At 58.2% G+C, this 20,321-nt stretch carries 18 protein-coding genes; 4 read left to right on the top strand and 14 right to left on the bottom strand.

From position 1 onward, the window contains the following. Positions 1 to 140: 140 nt before the first annotated feature. The 8 genes from KXG62_RS10705 to KXG62_RS10740 form a co-directional block, all read right to left on the bottom strand. Positions 141 to 1,091, bottom strand: a complete 951-nt coding sequence (locus tag KXG62_RS10705; RefSeq protein ID WP_218091945.1) for an AAA family ATPase — start codon at positions 1,089 to 1,091, stop codon at positions 141 to 143. 212 nt (positions 1,092 to 1,303) lie between these two features. After that, positions 1,304 to 1,510 carry a hypothetical protein gene (locus KXG62_RS10710; RefSeq protein WP_218091946.1) on the bottom strand — a complete coding sequence of 69 codons (207 nt, stop codon included), beginning with the start codon at positions 1,508 to 1,510 and terminating at the stop codon, positions 1,304 to 1,306. A gap of 123 nt (positions 1,511 to 1,633) precedes the next feature. Beyond that, complete coding sequence (locus KXG62_RS10715) at positions 1,634 to 2,629, bottom strand: oxidoreductase (protein ID WP_218091947.1); 996 nt, start codon at positions 2,627 to 2,629, stop codon at positions 1,634 to 1,636. A gap of 49 nt (positions 2,630 to 2,678) precedes the next feature. Continuing rightward, positions 2,679 to 3,203 carry a DinB family protein gene (locus tag KXG62_RS10720; RefSeq protein WP_218092030.1) on the bottom strand — a complete coding sequence of 175 codons (525 nt, stop codon included), beginning with the start codon at positions 3,201 to 3,203 and terminating at the stop codon, positions 2,679 to 2,681. Between the two features lie 814 nt (positions 3,204 to 4,017). Further along, positions 4,018 to 6,687 carry a phosphoenolpyruvate synthase gene (locus KXG62_RS10725; RefSeq protein WP_218091948.1) on the bottom strand — a complete coding sequence of 890 codons (2,670 nt, stop codon included), beginning with the start codon at positions 6,685 to 6,687 and terminating at the stop codon, positions 4,018 to 4,020. A gap of 15 nt (positions 6,688 to 6,702) precedes the next feature. Beyond that, positions 6,703 to 7,278: a TetR/AcrR family transcriptional regulator gene (locus tag KXG62_RS10730; RefSeq protein ID WP_218091949.1), complete on the bottom strand. Its 576-nt coding sequence runs from the start codon at positions 7,276 to 7,278 to the stop codon at positions 6,703 to 6,705. 419 nt (positions 7,279 to 7,697) lie between these two features. Next, positions 7,698 to 7,901 (bottom strand): hypothetical protein, encoded by a 204-nt coding sequence (locus KXG62_RS10735; RefSeq protein WP_218091950.1) that lies wholly within the window; start codon positions 7,899 to 7,901, stop codon positions 7,698 to 7,700. Between the two features lie 257 nt (positions 7,902 to 8,158). After that, positions 8,159 to 8,314: a hypothetical protein gene (locus tag KXG62_RS10740; RefSeq protein WP_218091951.1), complete on the bottom strand. Its 156-nt coding sequence runs from the start codon at positions 8,312 to 8,314 to the stop codon at positions 8,159 to 8,161. A 143-nt stretch (positions 8,315 to 8,457) separates the two neighbouring features. On the opposite strand from KXG62_RS10740, the gene KXG62_RS10745 reads away from it, so the two are divergent. Then, a complete protein-coding gene (locus KXG62_RS10745; protein WP_218091952.1) occupies positions 8,458 to 8,592 on the top strand; it encodes a DUF4023 family protein in 135 nt (44 codons plus the stop codon). Between the two features lie 304 nt (positions 8,593 to 8,896). On the opposite strand, the gene KXG62_RS10750 is transcribed toward KXG62_RS10745, so the two are convergent. Next, positions 8,897 to 9,733: a phytanoyl-CoA dioxygenase family protein gene (locus tag KXG62_RS10750; RefSeq protein ID WP_218091953.1), complete on the bottom strand. Its 837-nt coding sequence runs from the start codon at positions 9,731 to 9,733 to the stop codon at positions 8,897 to 8,899. Between the two features lie 370 nt (positions 9,734 to 10,103). Between KXG62_RS10750 and KXG62_RS10755 the strand changes: the two genes are divergently transcribed. Next, on the top strand, positions 10,104 to 10,997 hold the full coding sequence (locus KXG62_RS10755) for an AraC family transcriptional regulator (protein WP_218091954.1): 894 nt from the start codon (positions 10,104 to 10,106) through the stop codon (positions 10,995 to 10,997). Between the two features lie 41 nt (positions 10,998 to 11,038). Here KXG62_RS10755 and araA read toward each other — a convergent pair whose 3' ends face one another. The 4 genes from araA to KXG62_RS10775 form a co-directional block, all read right to left on the bottom strand. Further along, entirely contained in the window at positions 11,039 to 12,529 is a 1,491-nt protein-coding gene (araA, locus tag KXG62_RS10760) for an L-arabinose isomerase (protein WP_218091955.1), read from the bottom strand. A 104-nt stretch (positions 12,530 to 12,633) separates the two neighbouring features. After that, positions 12,634 to 14,307: a ribulokinase gene (locus tag KXG62_RS10765; protein ID WP_218091956.1), complete on the bottom strand. Its 1,674-nt coding sequence runs from the start codon at positions 14,305 to 14,307 to the stop codon at positions 12,634 to 12,636. A gap of 48 nt (positions 14,308 to 14,355) precedes the next feature. Beyond that, entirely contained in the window at positions 14,356 to 15,045 is a 690-nt protein-coding gene (gene araD / locus KXG62_RS10770; RefSeq protein ID WP_218091957.1) for an L-ribulose-5-phosphate 4-epimerase, read from the bottom strand. A gap of 52 nt (positions 15,046 to 15,097) precedes the next feature. Further along, positions 15,098 to 16,225: a GntR family transcriptional regulator gene (locus KXG62_RS10775; RefSeq protein ID WP_218091958.1), complete on the bottom strand. Its 1,128-nt coding sequence runs from the start codon at positions 16,223 to 16,225 to the stop codon at positions 15,098 to 15,100. Between the two features lie 226 nt (positions 16,226 to 16,451). Between KXG62_RS10775 and KXG62_RS10780 the strand changes: the two genes are divergently transcribed. After that, entirely contained in the window at positions 16,452 to 17,213 is a 762-nt protein-coding gene (locus KXG62_RS10780; protein ID WP_218091959.1) for a sugar phosphate isomerase/epimerase family protein, read from the top strand. Positions 17,214 to 17,439: 226 nt separating this feature from the next. Here KXG62_RS10780 and pdxR read toward each other — a convergent pair whose 3' ends face one another. After that, the gene (gene pdxR, locus KXG62_RS10785; RefSeq protein ID WP_218091960.1) at positions 17,440 to 18,864 is read right to left on the bottom strand and encodes a MocR-like pyridoxine biosynthesis transcription factor PdxR; all 1,425 of its coding nucleotides are present in this window, start codon (positions 18,862 to 18,864) and stop codon (positions 17,440 to 17,442) included. 132 nt (positions 18,865 to 18,996) lie between these two features. Here pdxR and KXG62_RS10790 point away from each other — a divergent pair, with 132 nt between their 5' ends. After that, a complete protein-coding gene (locus tag KXG62_RS10790) occupies positions 18,997 to 20,307 on the top strand; it encodes an APC family permease (protein WP_218091961.1) in 1,311 nt (436 codons plus the stop codon). The last annotated feature ends 14 nt before the right edge of the window (positions 20,308 to 20,321 follow it).

The raw sequence follows: 20,321 nt of genomic DNA on the forward strand, positions 1-20,321 counted from the left end.
CAGTCCTCCTGGCGTAACGTGGAAAAAAGCCGTTTCCCCCATTATATCGGAGCCATCCGCAGCGCAACATGGGCATTCTTCGTTTGTTTTTGTTCATTCTTCAGCTTTTGCCAGCCGGCGCAAAAGCCGCAATATTCCGTCTAGCGCACATCCTCCGACGTTTCGATCAGCATCTCATATTGCCGCACCGTTAACGCGAGCTCGCTTTCGGCGTGGCGTTTGGCCTTCTCCAGTCCGTCCGTCACGCTGCGCACCTCGCTGCGCTTTTGGCTCACCTGAGCAAGCGTGTCTTTGATTTTTCCCTGCACGATCCAATCCGACACCAGCCCGTCAAAAAAATAATCAGAGAATTTCAAAAAGCCGCTCATGTTGATGCGGATATCGAGCGTTACGCGAACGTCCTTCAGCTCCTGCTCGAACCGGTATAGACTGTTCTGAGCTCGCCTTATGGCATCCATCGCGTCATCCATGCGATTGTGCTTGATTTGCGTCGACATCAGCCCGCCGCCCAGCATGTCGTACGTTCCCCAGTTTTTGGCGGATTCCAGCAGTTCCAGCGCATGATTCAAATAAAACAGCACCGAGCCGCCTTCGCGAAGCGCCTCCGACAACTCCTTCACATTCGCCTGAAGCTCCGTCTTCCGCTCCGCGAGCGCCAGCAGCTCCTCGCTTTTGCCGGTGCCTGCCTCCCGGATCATCCGTTCTTTCTCCTGCATAATGTGTTGAACGTCAAGCTCCCAGCCTGCAACGTCCCGCAGCTTTTGCTCCAGCTCGGCAATCTGCAACCGGAGGTCGAGCACATGGGAGCTGGCTTCGTCATGCTTCAGCTTCGCCTCCAGCACTTCCTTACGCTCTTGGGCCAGCTTCTCTTCCTTGGATTGCAGCAGCGTATACAGCACGGAGGAAAACGAAAGGCGGGTCAGCTTCTCGACATCCCGCTCCTCCCTAGCCAGCTGCTCCTCCCATAGGCGCTGCTTGCGTTCCCCGATTTCCAGATCTTTCCGCAGCCGTTCGAGCCGTTCCTGCCAGACGGTTTGCAGACGCCCTTTCTCCCGCGCTTCCGCCAGCTCCTCATTCACCCGTTTGAACATGCTCCGCCCACCTTTCCGATTAACAAGCTGTTGTATATTTAACGGGCCGACGACCGGAACGTTTCAATATTGTGCATTTCAGCGCGGAAGCTCGTTGTCCGGCGGGGTTGGAGGGGTTACGTCCAGCCACTTTCCAGCTCATCGTGTGCCGGGCGAAAACGTCTTTTACTGTGGGAGCTGCATGGATTTTGTCCGAGCCGCTTTCCAGCGATTCACATGTCGAGCGGCTTCTTTTCACCGGCGCGGAACAACTTATTTGAAGCGAACCATAAAACGGGCGGTACGGAAAAAAATCCGATCACCAGCGCTCCGCTGAATCCCGCCGTACCGTACATTTCGCCGAACAACATGCATGCCGCAATCCAAACGGCCAGCATAACCAGAAATACGGCGCACAACATTCCGATCTTCTTTAACAAAGGAACCGCCTCCTTTGAACCGCCGGTTGATGACCAACCTCTAGCGAAAGACTTTAAAGACTTGCACACATGCGCGCTAGCGAATCCGTTCGACAATATTGCGGCGAGGTTCAGAACATTGTATCATTCGGCCAGCCTCACAATCGTCCTGCCTTTGCCTGTTCCCTTTAGCGCTTGCTCCAACGTTCCGGGGAGCTCATCAAGCGTAATCTCTCGGCAAATGGCGTCTAGCCCCTTCGGCTTCAAATCTCCCCCAAGCCGGTTCCATAGCTCCGCTCGGGTATCCGCTCTGCAATACACCGAATCGATTCCTAGCAGATTGACGCCGCGCAATATAAAAGGATACACCGTCGTCGGCACGTCCGCTCCGCCGGTTACGCCGCAGGCCGCGACGGAACCGCCGTAACGCATCGATCCGAGCGCGAACGCGAGCGTCTGCCCGCCGACCGTGTCGACCGCGCCGGCCCAGCGCTGCCGCTGCAGCGGGGGAATCGCTTCCGGGGTCAACGCCGAACGGTGCAATATGGCAGCCGCGCCCAACTGCCGTAAATGATCATGCTCCTCGTCTTTTCCCGTGCTTGCCTCGACTTCGTAGCCAAGCCCCGCCAGCATTGCGACCGCGAGGCTGCCGACGCCGCCGGAAGCGCCGGTGACCAGCACCGGCCCGTCGCCGGGCGTAAGCCCGTTCTGCTCCAGCCGGTGAATGGACAGCGCTGCCGTAAAGCCGGCGGTACCGAGCGCCATCGCTTCCCGGAGCGTAAGCCCTGGCGGCAGTGGCACAAGCCAGTCGGCCGGTACGCGGGCGAGCTCGCTGTAGCCGCCGAAATGCGATATCCCGAGCTCATATCCGGTAGCGATGACCGGATCGCCAGGTCGGAACCGCGCATCGCTCGATTCCACCACCGTCCCGGCCATATCGATTCCGGGCACCATCGGATAGGCTTTTACGATTTTATTGTTTGGCGAAGCCGCCATCGCGTCCTTGTAGTTCACGCTGGAGTAGGCTACGCGCAGCGTGACGTTCCCTGCCGGCAAATCCGCCGGCGATAGCGTTTGTAACTCCGCGGCCCCTGCTCCTCCCGAACGGTTCACGACAAAAGCCCGAAATGTCTCCTGCATTTTCAATCATCCTCTGCTCTAGCTTGCGCTGCAATGGCGTGGAGTTATGTTACCGGACAGCGGACAAATACCGTTCCTTGATTACGCGGCAATGATGAAGCTCGTGGCCGGCGATCACGTAGGCAAGCGCTCTCGCACTCGTTTCGATCCCGTTTACGTTCCCTTTGCGCATCCACGCTTCATCGGGCATCCCGCTGAGTAAGCTAAGCGTTGACAGGCGAACGACAGCGAGTTCATCGATCAAATACTTCAGCGGCTGCTGATCGAAAGCCGCACCGGAGACAAAAGCTTCCTCACTAAACCCTGGCAGCATCGTTTGATCGCCCCGTCCAACGCGCAGAAGGCGATAGCTCATTATACGCTCCGTATCGGCTATGTGCCCGAGCACCTCTTTCAAGCTCCACTTGCCTGGAGCATAGCGGAAGCTTCCTTGCTCCTCGGTCACTTGATCCAGCATGCTCTTCGTTTGCTCCGACTGCTCGGCCAGCAAATCGGCCAGATAACCCTCAGGTACTAATTTGATATATTGGCCAAAGTAAGAAGCATACTCGGTTGACTCTGGCTTACGCAGCATTGCCATGCCGCTCCCCTCCCATTCGTTCGATGCAAGCACTCCCATTATAACCCATTTATATGCCGATTGTTAACCTATGTCCGAGTGGCAGGCTGCTTGGGTGAGGGGGCTGCCTTGTTGGGTCCGGCGAATAAATTATTGTCCAAATCGAACTCTGTTGAGGGGAATAATCAGGAATTTGCCGAATAATAGCCCAAATCGAATAATTCAGAGGGCTAACCCTCTGAATTATTCGATTTGGTACACTGTAGCGTAAAAATCGTTAAATCGCGACAATTTTAGTTCGATTTGTCGACATATTAATCCGGACGTCCCTGCTAGAACGGTAAGTTTCGCATATATGCAGAGCCACGATGCGGACATGTGCAGCGTCCTCCCTCGCGACTCGCCTCCACACGTTAATTCCACGTCCGGCGTTAATCCCACGTCCGGCCGTCATGGCCCGCGCCGCAAGGTCCGCGATCGACCGATAGCCGGGGAGCTGATCCGCCTTCTGGCCGTGCTCCTTCACTACACTGCCAGGCAACATGCCAGGAGAAGGTATACCACGTTCATCGCCTCCGCCACGCAAGCCCGATTTCAATAATTGTATGCGCAGAGCTCCTTCGTGCACGCACTTCACTCACCATCGCGACCTAACCTCGCCGCGGTCGCGCAGCGCTCTGCCTAGCGACAAAGCAGCCTCGCAGCGACGATTCGGCACTCTCTCGGTTCGTCGCGCCCCGCCGAATCCATGCAGCTCCCCTCAACGCTCCCCGCTGCTGCAATGTAAAGAAGCATCCGGCGTACATTCGCCGAATGCTTCCAACTGTTGTCACTTGCGCTCCAGCACAAGCACGTAGCCGCGCGTGCCGTCCAGGCGGATGCGGTCGCCGTCACGGATCAATTCGGTCGCCCGATCGATGCCGACGACGGCCGGCAATCCGTACTCGCGGGCGACTACAGCGCCATGCGTCATGAGGCCGCCGACCTCCATGACGAGGCCGACCGCGGAATGAAACAGCGGCGTCCAGCCGGGGTCGGTGAACGGCGCGATCATGATCTCGCCTTTGCTCAGCTTCGCTTCTTCCGGCCGCAGCACAACGCGGGCGATGCCTTCGATAACGCCCGCGGACACGGGCGTGCCGAGCAAAGCACCTTCCGGCGCGTCCTGCTGCTTGCGGCGGCCGGTAACGATTTCGCCTTCGCTTGTCATGAGACGAGGCGGGGTAAGGGCGCGATAGCGTTCGAACTCCTGCTTCCGCAGCGGCAGCAGTTCATCGAGTCCATCGATCCGTTCTCCCCGCGTCAGCCGGAGCAGTTCATCCAGCGACAAGTAAAACACATCTTCCTTGTCCGTCAGGACCCCCGCCTCCGCCAGAAGGCGCCCTTCATCGCACAGCGCCTCGCGAATCATCCCGAAATGCTGCATCATCAAATATTTCGGATGCTCGCGCAGCCCCATCAAGCCGCGAAAGACGGCGATGCCTCGCGCCATTAGCGCCGCTTTGAGCCCGCCCAGCGGCTGGGCCCGCAGACGCGACAGCACGTCTTGCTCCGCCGCTCTCGCTTCATCGGCGCCTTGCGCAAACTTGGTCCGATGCTCGCCGGGCTTCATACTGCGCAAGTGGCTGACGATGGACGGGAGCAGCGTCGCAGGATCGTCGCGCCAGCGCGGCCGTGTCACATCGATCTCGCCCGGGCTGCGCATGCCGTACTTTTCCATGAACCGGTCCCACGCTTGACCGAAGACATCGCCCCCCTCGACTTGGCGCAATTGCTCTCGAAACCGCTTCGGCTCGCAGTGCTGAAGCAGCTCGATCACTTGCGGATAAGGCCGTGCCGCGTCGGCCAAATCGCCGATAATGAGTCCCATCTCGCTCGTCACGTTGCCGGGCAGCGACTTGTTCAGCACGTGCACGATGTCCGGCTCGCCAAGCCAGCGTTCCAACATCACGCGGATGAGGCGCGACGAAATGATGCCGGCCAGCGGATAAGGCATAAGCTCCTGAAACATCCGCCGAAGCAGTGCACCGATCTGCTCCTGAATCCGCTCGACTCGCTCCGGTCCGGTTACGCCGCTCAGCCGGCTTTTCCCCTCGCGGACAGAGGCCTCAATATAAGCGTTCACGGTCGGATGCGCCTTCGACACCGACGCGAACAGCAAGTTGCGCGCTCCGCGTAAAAGAATGCGACCGGCAAACCCAGCAACCTGTCGTTTCAATCCGGGCACGCGAGGCAAATGACGGACAAACGATTCGCGCTGCACGAACTCGCCGACGCCGCTCCCGATCAGCTCGTCGATACCGCTCACCAGCTTCGGCACCAACTTCCTCGCAGGCTTTAATGCTAGCAGCGGCGTAATGTCGAGGAACATGCGCCCCCCTGCGGCGGCGGCATATTTGCTTTCGGCGCGCACCGACGATTTGCCGAACGGAAACATCGTCTTCAGCAGCGAAAGGCCCATCGGCTTGATCGCATCGGTCATCATTTGCTGGTGGCCGAACGATAGGAGAAGATGCGGGCTTTCTCCCGGGGGCACAGAGACGGGAGCGAGCGGGTACAGCGATGTGATCGGGCGGCTCTGCACGATAAAAAAACGCCCCTCCGCAAAGCACCATTCAATATCCTGATCCGAGCCGTAATGCTTCCGAATGCTCTCCCCAATCGCGGCCAGCTCCACAATATGCGAGTCGCCAAGTGCCTGCCGCTCCTGGTCTTCCTGCGGGAGCTCCCGCGTAACCGTGCCGCCTTCGGGCAAGGAGTAAATGGCAAGTTTTTTTCGGGCGATTTTTTTGCCGAAAATAGCTCCCGACCGGACTTGATACAAGTCGGCGGAAACCAACCCCGAGACGAGCGCTTCTCCTAGGCCGAAGCTCGCATCGATCGTCGTCGTGCCGCGATGGCCAGTGACCGGGTCGGCGGTGAACATAATGCCGGACACGTCGGGAAATACCATTTGCTGCACGACGACGGAAAGCAGGACCGCGCGGTGATCGAAGCGGTTTTTGGCACGATAGGAGATCGCCCGGTCGGTGAACAGCGAAGCCCAGCACCGGCGGATCGCCAGCATGAGCGGCTCCTCGCCGCAAATGTTCAAATACGTATCCTGCTGGCCCGCGAACGACGCCGTCGGCAAGTCTTCCGCCGTTGCGCTGGACCGGACGGCATACGCCTTGTTCTCGCCCGACCTGTGCAAGGCCGCGGCGATAGCCGAGCGAATAGATTCAGGAATCGGGAGCGTCATCAGGTGGTCGCGGATCATGCGTCCCAGCGAAGCGATTTGCTGCAAATCATCCGCCTGAACCTGGTCAAGCCGGCGGTAATATTCCGGCATTTCCGCGCTTTGCCGGGCAAAAGCCGAAAAAGCTGCCGTCGTTACGCAAAATCCACTCGGGACCGGAAAGCCGGCCTGCGTCATTTCACCCAGATTCGCCCCCTTGCCGCCGACGAGCGGAAGGCTGCTTTTGTCAATGCGGTCAAAATCGAGCACCATTTCGTTCATCACATGCACGCTCCTTTATGGTTTCCGGTTCGCGCGGAGTCCCTCCAAAAACAGCAAAAACAACGTATCCGCTACCTCCGGTATAGCCACCCCATGTTTTGCGGCAAAATCCGGCCGGACCATTCGCTGGATGCTGTCCATCATCATTGCGGCCACGAGACGGGGATGAACGTCACGTATTTGTCCAGCCTGCTTCGCTCGGGTCAGCAGCTCCTCGATAAACACGAGCTGGCGGGCGCGAAATTGCTCCAGCCGTTCCCACAACCCCGGCGCGAATTTCTGAATATCTTCCAAAAAGATCGGATGAAGCTTCACTAGCTCCCCCTTGATGCCGTAGAACGTTTTCCGCAGCACGCCGAGCGGATCGTCCTCGCGCTTCAACTGCTCCGTGATGCTGCCCGCGATTGCGTTCATCGTTAAGCCGAGCACAGCTTCGGCAATCTCTTCCTTTCCGCTGAAATACAAGTAAAGCGTCTTCTTGCTCATTCCGAGCCGCGCCGCCAGCTCACTGAGCGTCACGCTTCGATATCCTTTGGTATGGAACAGCTCGGCAGCTTCTTTCACAATGCGCCCTTTAACCATATCCTCCATGATGTTGTCCTCCGTCATTACCTAAGAAACCATTAAAGTATTCTTGGTTTCCATTGTATATCGTTCATCCCCTGCCGTCAATCCTGCAGTCTTAAAGTAAATCATAATGTGAAAGGCATAGTGTATAAGGCTTTAGTGTACAGGTTTATATGCGCAAGCCATAATGAGCAACGTCATAGCAAGTGATCGCACGCACTGTCGGCCAGCAAAAGTACAAGCAAGCTGGCTGCAAAAAATCAACGTGCGCACATCATTACGTGCGTTTGTGCGCGCGATCGGACCACACCGCTGGAGCAGTCTGCAGGATAAGTGTCTTCGCTTCCCGGCCCCAGCACAAAATGATAACTCACCACAGACAGCTTTCGTTTCTTCATTTAGCCTATGTACTTGCCCCTCAAACCCTTCTCTCTCGGCAGCGATCAAGCATGATATCTTCCGATCGGCGCGTTCAGCACCCACTCCAGCAAGCCGGCCAGCTCCTCCAGCTGTGCAGATTGTGCCTCCAGCGAAGAAACCTCGGCCTCCCGGCCCGAAGCTTTGGCGGAAGCAAGCCGTTCATCCACTGATTTTTTCAACGCGTTCAGCTCATTCAGCTTGCGTTTCACTTGATTTTCCGTTCGCATTTCTGTTCCCTCCGGCTTGTGTCGATTGATTGATCGTATTATATGCAAACAACCGGATCCGTTCAACCGGAAAAACAAAGTACTGGCATTCAGCCGGATGGACAATGATTCGCAGAACTCTGGAAATGGCCGTTTTCGTCCGAAACAGCCTACAGGATAAAAAGGTTCGACCGACAGCCTCGCATTGCTGAAACGCGCGCCTGGGATTCGCGCGCGTTCGAACGCGACCGCCCTGCCGATTGCACCGCGCTGTACCATCAATGAAATGTATTTATTTTTTTTTTCAACGATTCCGACTGCTTGACCAGCACTTCCAATTCCTTATGCATCTTTTGAAGATCTTTGAACATTTGCTTCATATCTTTATCCTCGGTCAAAATTTTGAGGGACTTATTAAACATTTCTTTGCTCACCGTACATCCTCCCCTTTCTGCTATCAGCATACGGGGCAGTTGTTTGCTGCGCATCAGCGGCTGTCCCGGCAAATAAAATCGGGCTGTCCGTGAAATAATACAGATGCTGTCAATATATAGCGATACAGTGAGGAGGAGCAGGCATGACTGGAGCAAACAACGGCGATACGAAAAGCTTCGTCGAGAAAATTCATGAAAATCAAGCGAAAGCCGAGAAGAATCAGAGATCGAGCGGAGACAATCATCCGGAAAAACAGCTGTCGAACAAGCAGCACTAATCCCGGAAGTACGGCTTCTTTCCGTTCCGATGCGAGCCCATGCAGGCGGCTTGCAGGGTCAGCAGAGGGTTGGCAGGATGGGACGGATTCTCCGGGAATGCGCCTGAGTCAACCGAAATCCGCCTAACTTCCCAAGTGTGATCCCTGGCGCAGATTGCAGTTGTGCTGAGCGGCGTTCGGTCGACCATCCCAAGTCAGCCGCACTCGACAGACACTGGACCATCACCGCTGGCAATCGATGGCCCATTCGTCTCACATGATGAAGCAAAGGCCTGCACCCAGCGCCGGGTACAGGCCTTTACTTCTATTCGCGGCGATATGCGATCGGATTGAGCGGACTTGCTGCCAATTCCCCCGGCTGAATGCCAGGCAGCCAGCGGATCAAATCGTTGCGCCTCGCCTGGCTGTCCGGCTCCAGCGCGCGGGTTCCGTCCGCATAATAAATGATCGTCATCACCTCGCGCATCGTATCCGTCGGGTTGCCCGGAGCGGAGTGCAGCGTCCAGCCCGCATGAAACGTCGCGTCGCCGGCCGCGAGCGCTCCATAATTGACGGTTTCGATCCCTTTCGCTTCGATATAGCTGCCGAACGTCCGGTGCGATTCGTCGGAGATCAGCTCCCGGCTGAGCGAGCCTGACCGGTGCGTTGCGCTGGCGAACGTCATCGATCCGACTTCCTCGGATACCGGAACGAGCGGCATCCACATGGTGATCGTGTGCAGCGTATCGAGCGGCCAATAAATTTGATCCTGATGCCACGGCGTATGCCCGCCGCCTGGTTCCTTGAACAGCGCCTGATCGTGATAAATGCGCACGCCGTCCACCCCCATCAGCTCCGCTGCGATTTTGGCGAACCGCCGAGCCAGGACGAACCGCTTGGCCGCCTCGCTCATTTCCCACAAGTTGCCGACCTGAATAAACGCTTTTCCATACGTATTGCGCTCGTGCACCGGCTTCGTGTGCCGATTATGCTGCTGAACCAGCTGTTCGATGACCGGTTCGTAGCATTCGATTTCTCCGGGCGAAGCGGCGCCCCGCAGCACGATATGACCGTTGTCCTGGTACGAGCGAATTTGCTCCCTTGTCAAATCATACGCATCATCCATTACGGGCAGCGTGTCCAGCGCGATATCATGTTTCATCCTTCAGCACCTCTTTCGGATTAATCATACGGTCCCAAGCTCTGCGCGCCCCCGGCATGTTCAGGGGCATCTCCATCGAAGCATCTTGGGGCCGACTTCCTCATTGACCTTCTTCGCTCAAGCCTTCCTCGGGTCTGCCGCCTTCATTGTGACGGGAGCGTCCCTCTCCTGCTAACGCTATTATAAGCGCTTCCTACCGTGAATGCTTTGTTCAGGAATACCGATCCGTTTGTCAAAAACAACTGCGCATTAAATAGGCTCTATGTTAAAATAAAGGTGAATGTGAGGGACAGGCCATGACTTGCTGCAATAGCAACCTCTCATGGTCTGGCGGCAAAATGAACGGGAAGAAACGAAACGGAGGCGCTGCATGTACTTGTCGGAGCTCATCGAAAAGCAGCCGATTCTACCTTATATTCGGCAAAGCAACTTTGCCGTACGATCTCCGTGGTCGGCGGCGGAACGCAGGCTGCTGGACTATTTGATCGTGTATGTACAAGAGGGGGAATGCGTGTTTCATATCGACGGCGAGGCGTATGCGTTCGGCAGCGGCGAATTTTGTCTGATTCAACCGGACAGCGTTGTCACGCTGGAAGGCCGGACACATTCGATCACGCCGTTTGCCCACCTCGATCTGTTTTACAACCCGCAGCGGGAAGAAAGCTTCCCGACGCGTGCCGGGCAGCTCGATTTGACCGCTTATCTCCATCTGATGCAGCCGCGGCTGAACGATTTGCAAGGGGTACACGTGCCGGTCCGGCTCACACCGAAACACCCCGTTCATTTTCGCAATACGTTTCTGGACATGGTGGAGAGCTGGCAGCATCGCGAGCCGCTGCTCCAATTGAAGGCGCAAACGCTGGCCATGCAAGTCGTTCTGGCGGTGCTGGAGGATCATACAGCCCCCGGCACGGCCGCGTCCAGTCAAGCACCGCAGTCACTGAACTGGATTACGTCGTTTTTCTCGTTTCACTTGTCCGAACCGCTCTCGATCGAAGAAATGGCCCGGCGCGCCAGCTTGTCTCCTTCACGCTTCAGCGCCGTATTCAAGCAGCGGTTCGGCGTTCCGCCGCACCGCTATTTGCTGGACCTGCGCATCCGGCATGCGGAGGAGCTGCTCCACACGACGGCGCTGCCGCTGGAGGACATCGCCGTTTATTGCGGATTTGCAGACGTGCATCATTTCTCCAAGGCGTTCAAGCGGAAGACCGGAATGCCGCCCGGTGTATACCGCAGCGCCAAGAAGGCCGCGCCCTCGACGTAATATCAAGGATGCGGCCTTCCTTCGAATTCGTTTGCGGCGGCCTAGCGGAGGCGCCAGGCCATATCGTTCCAGCGCAGCTCGTTCCGGAATGCTTGCAGCGATGTTTGCCCGCCGATGACCGCGCATTCGACGCCGGCCATCTCCGCCCAATCGGCCAGCTGCTCCGCCGTAACGGCGTAGGAGAAGCCGGTGTGATGCGCACCGCCGGCCATGATCCAGGCTTCCGCCGACGTTTGCAATGACGGCTGCGGCTTCCACAGGACGCGCGCCACCGGCAGCCTGGGCATCGGCTTTTCCGGCTGCACCGCCTCCACTTCATTGACGAGCAGCCGGAAGCGGCTACCCAGATCGATCAGCGACGCGTTGACAGCCGGACCGCCGCGTCCGTCGAATACCATGCGCGCCGGGGCCGCTTTGCCGCCGATCCCGAGCGGATGCACCTCGATGCGCGGGCGCGCCGCCGCGATCGTCGGGCATATCTCCAGCATATGCGCGCCAAGCACGAGCTCGCTGCCGGGCTCCAGGTGGTAAGTGTAGTCCTCCATAAACGACGTGCCTTCGCCGCCGGCGATCATCTTCATGATGCGGACGAGCGCCGCGGTCTTCCAATCGCCTTCGCCGCCGAAGCCGTATCCTTCGGCCATCAGCCGCTGGACGGCGAGACCGGGAAGCTGCTCCAAGCCGTGCAAGTCCTCGAACGTGGTCGTGAACGCCCCGAACCCGCCGGCTTGCAGAAACGCCTTAAGCCCGAGCTCGGCGCGCGCCTGGTAACGGACCGCATCCCACATAGCAGGCATACTGCGAACGTCGGAGCCGATCTCGTATTGCTCAGCATATTCATCAAGCTGCGCGCGCAGCTGCGCATCGGTTACCTCGTTCATTGTCTGGACGAGATCGCCGACGCCGTAGCCGTTCACCGACCAGCCGAACCGGATTTGCGCTTCGACCTTATCCCCTTCCGTCACCGCGACCTGACGCATGTTGTCGCCGAAACGGGCCACTTTGAGATTGCGACCTTCCGCATATGCGGCAGCGGTTCGCATCCACCCGCCGATCCGCCGGCACGTCCGCTCATCCTGCCAATGGCCGGCAACCACCTTGCGGGCGATGCCGAGCCTCGCTCCGATGAAGCCGTACTCCCGGTCGCCGTGAGCCGCCTGGTTTAAATTCATAAAATCCATGTCGATGCTGTCCCATGGAATATCCCGGTTATACTGCGTGTGAAAGTGCAGCAGCGGCTTTGTGAGCTCAGTCAAGCCGGCAATCCACATTTTTGCAGGCGAAAACGTATGCATCCAGGTGATCAATCCAGCGCAGCGGTCGTCCGCGTTGGCCTCGAGGCATAGACGGCGAATCGCATCGGGCGTCGTGACGACCGGCTTGAACAGCACCCGATAAGGAATCGCCTCTGCGCGGTCCAACCCGCCCGCCATTTGCACGGAATGCGCCTCGACTTCCCGGAGCGTTTCCGGCCCGTACAAATGCTGGCTCCCGGTCACAAACCAAAATTCATATGGCTGAACAGGCAACATCGAATGATTCCTCCTATGTCGTATTGGAGCGTTCGGATAACCGTTATTCGGATAAAAGCAGAGCGGTTCCGCACGGCTACCCGCCACGCGGATATCGGCCGCTTCTAATGCAGTGCAGCTTCCCTCAACGCTTTGAGCCGCTTCATCACGTCGCTTGCGCCGCGGCCGAAATAATCATGCAGCCGGTTGTACTCGGCATACAGCTGATCGTATACCGCCACATGCGCGGGGATCGGCTTGAACGTCTCCTCCCGGACACGCGCCATCCGCTGCGCCGCATCCACGATCGAATCGTAGCCGCCTGCAGCGCTTCCCGCCGCTACCGCGCCGAACATCGCCGCGCCGAGCGCGGGCGTCTGCTTCGAATCGGCGATCTTGATCTCCCGGTTCGTCACATCGGCATAAATCTGCATCAGCAGCCGGTTGCGCTGCGGCAGACCGCCGCAGGCATACAGTTGCTCCACTGGCACACCGCCGTCCTGAAACGCTTCGATGATTTTGCGCGTGCCGAATGCCGTCGCTTCCAGCAGAGCACGGTACACTTCCTCCGGCTTTGTCTGCAGCGTATAGCCGACGATCAAGCCGGTCAAATCGGTGTCGACGAGCACGGACCGGTTGCCGTTCCACCAATCAAGCGCCAGCAGTCCGGTCTCGCCCGGCCGGTAAGCCGCGGCCCGCCGCTCCAGCCATTCATGGATGCCAGTGCCTTCTTGCGCCGCCGCGTCTCTTACATAGGCCGGAACCCCTTGCTCGACATACCAGGCGAAAATATCGCCGACCGCGGACTGCCCCGCTTCATATCCGAGATAGCCCGGGATGATGCCGTCTTCCACGACGCCGCACATGCCCTCGATGTGCTTCTCCTCCGTTCCGAGCAGCATATGGCAGATCGAGGTGCCCATCGCCATTACCAGCTTGCCCGGCGTGACGACGCCGACGCCCGGCACGGCCGCATGCGCGTCCACATTGCCAACGGCGACGGCGGTGCCCGGCCGCAGCCCCGTCTGCGCGGCCATCGCTTCCGTCAACGTCCCGGCCCTAGTGCCGAGCGGGAAAATACCGCCGCGAAGCTTGGTTGCCGCAAGGGGCTCCAGCCGCGGATCGAGCGCCTTGAAAAAAGCGCTGTCCGGGTAGCCTTCCCGCTTGTGCCAGTTCGCTTTATACCCCGCTGTGCAGCTGTTTCGAGCGATGCGTCCGGTCAGCTGGTATACGACCCAGTCCGCCGCTTCAAGGAACAGATCGGTGCGCTCGTAAAGATCCGGCGCTTCGTTCAAAATTTGCCACGCCTTCGCAAGCATCCATTCCGAAGAGATTTTGCCGCCGTACCGCGGCAGGAACGCTTCGCCGCGCGCAGCGGCGACCTCGTTGATCCGGCTCGCCTCGGCCTGCGCCGCATGATGCTTCCACAGCTTCACCCAGCTGTGCGGATTCGCCTGCAGCGACGGGTCGAAGCAGAGCGGCGCGCCGGACGCGTCGACCGGCAGCATCGTACACGCGGTAAAATCGATGCCGATCCCGATCACCTCTTCCGGCTGCACGCCGGAACGGCGGATCACCTCCGGTACCGACCGCCGCAGCACTTCCAGGTAATCGCCGGGATGCTGCAGCGCCCAATCGTGCTCCAGGCGAACGCCCGAGCCAGGCAGCCGCTCGTCGATAACGCCGTGCGGATACTCCGTCACATGATCGGCCACTTCCATACCGTCGGCCAAGTCGACCAGCACCGCCCGACCCGATTCCGTACCGTAGTCGATGCCGATCGCGTATGTTTTGGACATGTTCCTTCTCCCTCCATCCATCTGGCAGGCTGACGTGTTCAACGAACGTTACGGCTGCCCGTAATACGCTTTCGCTCCGTGCTTCCGCAAAAAATGACGGTCCAGCAGCATCCGGTCCATAACGGGAACGCCGGGCCTCAGCGCGAACGTATGCAGCGCCATCTTCGCGACCTCCTCGAGGACGACGGCATTATGCACGGCATTATGCGCATCCGTCCCCCAGTTGAACGGCGCGTGGCTGTGCACAAGCACTCCCGGAACCTCCATCGGGTCCAATCCGGCAAACGTCTCGACGATCACACGTCCCGTCTCCGACTCGTAAGCTCCCTGGATTTCCGCCCCGGTCATCGCCCGCGTGCATGGAATTTCGCCATGGAAATAGTCCGCATGCGTCGTGCCGAGCGCCGGGATCGGCAGTCCGGCTTGCGCCCAGCTCGTTGCCCAAGGGGAATGGGTATGTACAACGCCCCCAATCGAAGGAAACGCCTTGTACAGCACCACATGCGTCGGTGTATCGGAGGATGGCTTGAGCCGACCTTCAACTACGTTTCCGTACAGATCGACCACAACCATGTCGTCCGGCCGCAGCTCGTCGTAAGGAACCCCGCTCGGCTTAATCACGACAAGCCCCGAGGCACGGTCGACGCCGCTCGCATTGCCCCATGTAAACGTTACCAATCCATGGCGAGGAAGCGCCATATTCGCTTCCCACACTTCCTTTTTCAATGTTTCGAGCAATAGGATCTCACCCTTTCCCGAAAAAAACAGTCATGGCTTACCGACAAATTCATTATATATTTGTACGTACAAATTTGTCACCATTTTTTTCATAGGGCTTGGTCGAATGCCGCACGACGAGCTCCGGAGCGAACAGGATATCCCGGTTCAGCGAGGGCGACGTCCCTTCCATCATCGCGATCAGCAGCTCCGCCGCCTTCTTGCCGAGCTCCGCTTTCGGATGAGAGACGGACGTTAACTTCACTTCCGTCGCCGTCGCAAGAAACGAGTCGTCGAAGCCGATCATGGACACGTCCTCCGGCACGCGCAGCTCCAGCCGGCGAACCGCTTCCAGCAGCCCCACCGCCAGCTCATCGTTATAACATACGATCGCGCTCGGCCGTTCCTCCGCCTGAGACAGCATTGCAAGCGCCCGCTCGAAAGGCTGCGTTCCTTTCGTTTCCGTAACGTAATGAACGACATGCTCGGGGCGAAGCGCAATCCCGAACTCATGATGCGCGCGCAAAAAACCTTTCAGCCTCTGCGTCCCCTGCAAATCGTCCGTCTTGAAAAACCCGGCGATCCGCTCGTGGCCGAGCTCGATCAAATGCTTGGCGGCCAGATACCCGCCCAGCTCGTCATCCACCTTGACGCAGGGGCAATTCAGCTCCGCGTAACGCTCGTTGATCATCAAATACGGGATTTTCATATAATCGAGCGCCAAATAGCAATCCAGATTCGGATTGCCCTGCGCGCTTTTCGTCGGCTCGATGATCAGTCCTTGCAGCGACCCGGCCTGCAGCATCAGCAGCTGGTCCCGTTCCTTCGCCTTGTCGTTATCCGTGCTCGACAGCATCATCCGGCAGCCCTGCTCGCGCAGTACGGATTCCGCTCCGCGGACGATCTGCGGAAATATATAGTCGGAGATATACGTCGTCAGCACGCCAACCGTCGGCAGCTCCGCGGTTCTTCGTTCCAGCATCGCCGAAATGTACGTTCCGCTCCCCTGCTTGCGATACAGCCGGCCCTCCTGCACAAGCGTCCCGAGCGCCTGTCGGACCGTCTGTCTGCTCGTCCCGGACAGCTCGGCCAGCTCATGCTCCGTCGGCAGCTGCTCGTTCGGCTTATAGCGCCCCGCAGCGATCCAGGACATGATCATTTCTTTCACTTGCTCATGCTTCGGTTTCGGTTTCTCGTTCAACGTCGCACCTCGTGTAGGTTAAATACAATCATTCGTATTATAGCATGGAACGCCGCGCGCGCTAACTTGTACGTACAACCGAGATTTTCATCGCAAGATTCGTTGTTTTCGGCTTTTCTTGCATAGTGGCGATCGGCATATGTTGCTACAATAAGGAAGAACGCACAGTGACACGCCGCAAACCGGCGCCTTACGAACCGATAAAGACTTTTGGGAGGGATCTGATTTGAACATTGGATGGTGCACGTCGATCCGGAACGCCGAATTGCTGAAGGACATTGGGTATGATTTTATTGAACTGCCTGTCGCTACGCTGCCGCTGGAGCAAGACTCCGGACTGGCCGACGCCATGAAACCGATTCTGGCCTCGCCGCTTCCCGCCTCCGCTTTCAACATCTTGTTCCCGAAAGACATGAAGCTCGTCGGTCCCGACGCGGACACCGCGCGGATACGCCATTATATTGCCCGGGCGGCAGCGGTGCTGAGCGAGGCCCGCGCCCGGATCATCGTGCTGGGCAGCGGGGGGGCCCGCAACGTACCGGATAATTGCGAACGCTTACAAGCGGAAGAGCAGCTGCTGCAGGTGCTCCACTGGTGTGCGGACGAGCTGAAAGGCACCGGCGTCACGCTTGCCATCGAGCCTCTAAACCGAAAAGAATCGAATATCATCAACAGTGTCGACGAAGCAGTCCAGTTTGCGCAGCAGGTTAACCGGCCGGAGATTCGAGTGCTCGCCGACTTCTATCATATGGACGAGGAGCAGGAGCCTCTAGACACGCTGCGAACGAACGGCAAGTGGCTCGCGCATATTCATGTGGCGGACACCGGGCGGCTGCATCCAGGCTCGGGAACGTACGATTACGAGACGTTCATGGGGATATTGAAGGAGATCGGCTATACGGGGATGATTTCGGCGGAATGCAAGACAGACGATCCGGAGCCGAATATGAGGAGCAGCCTGCAGTTTTTAAAACGGTTCGTCAGCTAACCGCCGCGTTTTACAGGCCACCCCGCGGCGTCGCAGACGACATTCCCGATTCGATTCGTAAGCTTCGGAAACCGATACGGGTGCGTCTAATCTCCAGCCTTACATAATCTGCTCAGCTGTTCGTATGACAACATCCGCGGGGGAGGCGGCACGGTTGACGCCCTCCCTCATGCTTCCTCTCCCTCCTTATCTCACGCTGCCTCCCACAGTTTCTCCACTCCTCCTCTCACGCTTCCTCCCACAGTCCCTCCCAAGCTTTCTTCAGCAGAACTATACCTTCTTCCATCTGCTGCTCGCTCACGCCGCCAAATCCCAAATAAATTTGCGGGCGCTCCGATGGGACAGGCTTCATCCACATTTCCTGCAGATCATACACTTTGACGCCCTCGGCTGCCGCCCGTTCTACAAGAATACCGGACGTCCGGTTCGTATCGACGGTCAGTTGAATATGAAGTCCGGCGCTGTGGCCCGTAATCCGGACATGCTCACCCAGATAATCGCGGATCAGCCCGATAAACCGGTGATGCTTTTTACCGTACGTTTTGCGCATTCGCCGGATATGACGATACCAGTGGCCCTGCTCGATAAAAGACTGCATCGCCCATTGATCGATGCGCGACGGACCGTCGAACAAATAGTTCACGTTGTTCATTTTCTCGACAAGCGTGAGGGGAAGCACCATATAATTCATCCGCAATGCGGGCGTGAACACTTTGGAAAATGTGCCGATATAGATCACTCTCCCGTCGCGGTCCAGCCCCTGCAAAGACGGAATCGGCTTGACGGAATAACGGAATTCGCCGTCGTAATCGTCCTCGATGATATATGCATTTTTTGTCTGCGCCCAGCGTAGAAGTCGCTCACGCTCCGGATACGGCATAACGCTTCCCGTTGGAAATTGGTGCGAGGGCGTTATATAGACAGCCTCCGCGCAGGATTGTTCCAATGCTTCGACACTAATGCCTTTCTCCGTAACGGGAACGGGCTCGATCCGAAAGCCGTATTGGTTGAAATGCTCGCGAACCGGGGCAAACCCGGGCTCCTCGAACGCGATCCGCCCGATGCCGGCGAACAGCTTGGCCAGTATGCCTACGCTATAATGAATGCCGGTGCCGACGACGATTTGCTCAGGCACGCAAACGACGCAGCGCGAATTCCGCAAATAGTCCGCCAGCACGGTGCGAAACGCATATTCTCCTTGCGGGTCGCCGTACTTGTTTATTTTCTCGCCCGAACGATCGAGCGTGTCGTGAAGCATTTTTCTCCAGCTCCGCATCGGAAACAGCTGCGCATCGACGGCGGATGGCCGGAAGTCGATCCGATGCGCTTCTTCCGCCGGACCTTTGGGAAGCGGCCCCGATAACGTCCGATCCGTCCCGGCCGATGGCGGGGCAGGCTGCGATGCGCCGAACGGATTGGCGGCGTAGATGCCGGACTTCGGCCGGCTGACGGCGTACCCTTCGGTCAACAGCATGTGATAGGCGGATTCCACCGTCGTCTTGCTAGTGCCGAGCTGCTGCATAAGCGACCGGACCGAAGGCAGCCGCATACCGTAAGGAATGCCTCCGCTCCGGATTTGATCCCGCATTTGCGTGTACAGCTGCATATAGGCGGGCAGGGCAGATCGATCGGTCAAGTGAAGATTCAGCATATCCTATGAGCTCCCTGGAAATCTGACATGGAAAAGTAAATAAAATCTGACCCTTCTTTAAGGGTCAGATTTAGTATAAAGTAAGCTTTAGTCAAAATAAAGAAAGCTTATAAATCAAAGCGAGGAATTTCAATGTCACCACCATCATCTGCCAAATCACCCCGGCTTCAAGCGACATTGAATTTGCCGCAAATCGTCGCGCTCTATATCGGATCGGTTATCGGCTCCGGCATTCTGCTCGTTCCGGGACTTACCGCCGAAATGGCCGGACCTGCGTCGATCGTCGCCTGGCTGCTGATGTCCGTCCTGGTCATCCCGATGGCGATTACGATGGGGCTGCTCGCGGCAAAGCACCCCAGCTCCGGAGGCGTGTCCCACTTTGTCCGTCTCGCCTACGGCCGCAAAGCCGGACAGCTCGTCGGATGGTTTTTCCTGCTCTCCGTGCCGATCGGAGGTCCCGTCGTCGCCGTCACCGGCGCTCAATACGTAGGCGTACTGCTGCATTGGGGCGATCTCCAGACGTATGCGGCGGCCTCGCTCATCTTGATCATTCCGCTTGTCATGAATGTATTCGGCCTGCATTTGGCGGGCAGCGTACAGACGATCGTCATTACGCTAATCGTTGCCATCCTGCTGCTGGCGATCGTAGCGGGCATGCCGCATGCGTCCTCTGCCAACTTTACACCGTTCATGCCCAGAGGAGCGATGAGCGTGTTTCAAGCGGCGGGACTCATGTTCTGGTGCTTCATCGGCTGGGAAGCGGTCACCCATCTGTCGGCCGAGTTCGTCGATCCGCGCAAAAACGCGATTCGCGGCGTGCTCTGGAGCGCCGGCATCGTATCCGCGCTTTACTTCGCCGTCGCTTTCATGACGATCGCCACGCACAGCTACGGTGGAGCCGGGTCGGCCGCGGCGCTGAGCGTCCTGGTGCAGCGCTCGCTTGGACCTGTCGGCGGCTGGATCGTAGCCGTCACCGCCATCTTTATTTGTTTCGCCGCTTTCAACGCTTATGCCAGCGCGGGTTCGCGCATCGCCTATGCGATGGCGCAGGCGGGGGAGGCGCCGAAGTGGCTCGGCACACTTCACCGCAAATACAATACGCCGATCGGCGGACTCGCTTTTGTCGCCGTCGGCATTGCGTTCAGCATGGCAGCGCTGTTGTTCAAGACGGTGTCGCTCTCCCAACTGATCGCGCTCCCCAATGCGACGTTCATGGCGACCTACATCGGCGGCTGCCTGGCCGGTACGCGTCTGCTGCGCGACACCCGGGTCGGCCGCAGCTCCTCCTGGATTTCGCTCGTTGTCACGTTGGGACTGTATCCGTTTTTGGGGTGGCCGGCTTTATATCCGCTTGCCATCGGCATTCTATTCATGCTGTGGAGCAGGAGACGTTCCCTCTCCGCAAGGCATTCCGGACGCCCCCCAATGCGTCCGCCGCAATAAAGGTTATCGCTATA

It is taken from the genome of Paenibacillus solanacearum (assembly GCF_910593845.1).
Lineage (GTDB): Bacteria > Bacillota > Bacilli > Paenibacillales > NBRC-103111 > Paenibacillus_G > Paenibacillus_G solanacearum.